Below are 2,622 nucleotides of genomic sequence, written 5' to 3' on the forward strand. Positions count from 1 at the left end.
GGCCGCCGCCCTGGTGGCCCACCTGCGGCAGGCCTACCCGGGGCCGGCGGCCGCTCAGTCTCCGGCCGGCACCGCCGCCCCGTCGGCGATGTGCAGCAGCGCGACCGCGCCGTCGAGCACCTCCCGGTCGAGCGGGAAGTAGCCCTGCCGCGGGACGGTGTCGGTGCGTGTACGGGCACCGGCCGGCAGCGCCGTGTCCGTCAGTTCCCAGACCGCACCGCGCCCCTGCAGGTGGGCCTCGTACGTGCCCGACGCCGGATCGGCCAGCCCGATCGCCTCGCTGCGCCCCAGGCTCCCGGCGACGAAGGCGTACCGCTCGCCCAGCAGGGTGCCCACGATGCGGCCCGCGCCGGACCACCGGCAGTCCAGCTCGCCCAGCGCCCAGGCGCTCGGGTTCCACTGCAGGTGCAGGTTGTGGGAGAAGACCAGGGTCGGTCCGCGCCGGGCCTCGATCGCGCGGATGTCGAGCAGGTTCTGCGCCATCAGCGCGTCCCGCACGCCGGACAGGGCGCTGATCCGGGCGCTCGGGGTGAGACCGCGGACCGCCGACTGCGCGTGGTAGCGCAGCAGTCCGATCCCGGCGGTCAGCCGGGCGCGGACGGCGATCCACTCGGCGGACGAGGTCGCGGCGACCAGCTCCGGTGCGCGCATGTGGAGTTGGAGCAGGAGGTCGTCGGCGAGGCAGCGCAGTCGCTCGGCTTCGGCGGTGCCGCCCGGAGACTGGGCCGGATCCATCACCGCCTCCGTGCGGCTCCAGCGCTCGTCCTCGCCCGCCACCGCGGCCAGGTCGAGGTCGAGCCCCAGATAGTCGCGGGCGTGTTCGAGGTAGCGGCGCGGGCTGGGGGCGCTGGTGGTCTCGCTCGGGACGTCGAAGCCGTGGAAGGCCAGCCGCTCGCCGGGCGGCCGTTCCCGGTTGAACTCCCGCATCCATGCCACGAGTCGGCGGTTGGGATCAAGTTCCCCGAAACCGTGGGTGAAGCCCTCCCCCATCGCCGAATCGAGGGTGCCGACACCCTCCCGGACGTAGGCGTCCACGGCGAACGCGGCCACCCGGTCGGTTTCCAGGGCGATCGACCGGAAGCCCCGGTCGACCAGCCGGGCGAACAGCTGATTGCGGACCCGCCCGAACGCCGGTTCCTGGTGCGTCGGCTCCCCGAGGCCCAGAAGCTCGCACGCCGGGGTGACGAAGTCATGCATGTCCTGGTTCATGGACCTCAAGCGTATCCTTGAAAGAACGGTTGAGACTTTTCCCTCCACTACCGCTCAGCTGCCGCCGAAACCCTCAATCAGCCCTCACCGGCCGATCGGCTCCGAACGCTCACCCGGCCCGGAACGGGAGACGACCATGCGCCCCACCGACCTCGCACGCGAGCACGGCATCTCGACCCAGGCGATCCGCAACTACGAGCGCGACGGCTGCCTCCCGCCCGCCGAACGCACGCCCACCGGGTACCGGATCTACACCGAACTGCACGCGTCCGCCCTACGCGCCTACCTCTCCCTCGTCTCGGCGTACGGGCACGCGACCGCCGGCTCGGTCATGACCGCCGCCCATGCCGAGCGACTCGACGACGCCCTCACCGAACTCGACCGGGGTCACGCCCAGTTGCTGCGCGACCGGGAGACCCTCGCCGCCGTCCGCTCGGCCGTCCGCCACCTCACCGACGGTGCCGCCACCGGAACCGGCCTTCCCGCGCTGCCCGGCCCCCGATCCGTCGGCGAGGTGGCGCACCGGCTCGGCGTCACCCCCGCGACCCTGCGGGTCTGGGAGGCCGCCGGCATCCTCACCCCCGGCCGGGACCGCACCACCGGCCACCGCCGCTACCTCCCGGCCGACGTCCGCGACGCCGAACTCGCCCACCTGCTCCGCCGGGGCGGCTACCCGCTGGACCGCATCGGCACCGTGCTGCGGCAGATCCGGACGGCCGGCGGCACCGACGAGTTGGCCGCCGCCGTCGACGGCTGGCAGCAGCGCCTCACCACCCGGGGCCTGACGATGCTCAGCGCCTCGGCCTGCCTCGCCGACTACCTGACACTGCGCCCGGGGCGTCCCGACGGGCTTGACCTCAAGGGCACTTGAGGTCACAGAGTGATCCGCATGAACACCGAAGCCGCAGCAACCGAGCCTGCAGACACCGAGCACGCGGACATCTCGGCCATCGAACGGGTCGTGGCCGCCGTCGAGCGTGCCCAGCGCGCCAAGGACGCGGACGCCTTTCTCGCCCTGTTCCACCCCGAAGCGCTCTGGACCACCGCGCACGGCAAGGTCCTGATCGGCCTGGAGGCGATCGCCGAGTTCACCCGAGCCGTCCTGCCCGCCGCGACCTGGGACGGCAATGTCACCTACGAGCCGGTACACATCCAGTTCCTCCGCCCCGACGTGGCCGCCGTCAAGGTCCGCCAGGTCTACCACTCGGCGGCGGGCGACTCGGAGGGGGCACCGCTGTACGTCATGACCAGGCAGGGCGACGGACGGTGGCTGCTGCACGCCTGCCAGAACACCGGCGTGCTCGCCGACTAGCCACCGGTTCGGTTGCTGCCGGACAGGCCCGGGCGCGCCGCCGTCGTGGCAGCGCGCCCGTCGCTCGCCGCGCACCCCGCCCCGGGTCGGCTGACCGGGGC

3 protein-coding genes are annotated in these 2,622 nt (G+C 73.2%); 2 read left to right on the top strand and 1 reads right to left on the bottom strand.

The annotated features are described in order from the left end of the window. Window positions 1-54: 54 nt before the first annotated feature. A complete protein-coding gene (locus KS423_RS43170; protein WP_224285159.1) occupies window positions 55-1,209 on the bottom strand; it encodes an erythromycin esterase family protein in 1,155 nt (384 codons plus the stop codon). A gap of 136 nt (window positions 1,210-1,345) precedes the next feature. Here KS423_RS43170 and KS423_RS43175 point away from each other — a divergent pair, with 136 nt between their 5' ends. Next, window positions 1,346-2,080 (top strand): TioE family transcriptional regulator, encoded by a 735-nt coding sequence (locus tag KS423_RS43175; protein ID WP_224285160.1) that lies wholly within the window; start codon window positions 1,346-1,348, stop codon window positions 2,078-2,080. 18 nt (window positions 2,081-2,098) lie between these two features. Continuing rightward, entirely contained in the window at window positions 2,099-2,521 is a 423-nt protein-coding gene (locus tag KS423_RS43180; protein ID WP_224285161.1) for an SgcJ/EcaC family oxidoreductase, read from the top strand. The last annotated feature ends 101 nt before the right edge of the window (window positions 2,522-2,622 follow it).

Source organism: Streptomyces sp. LS1784, assembly GCF_020103755.1.
In the GTDB taxonomy this organism is placed as follows: Bacteria; Actinomycetota; Actinomycetes; order Streptomycetales; family Streptomycetaceae; genus Kitasatospora.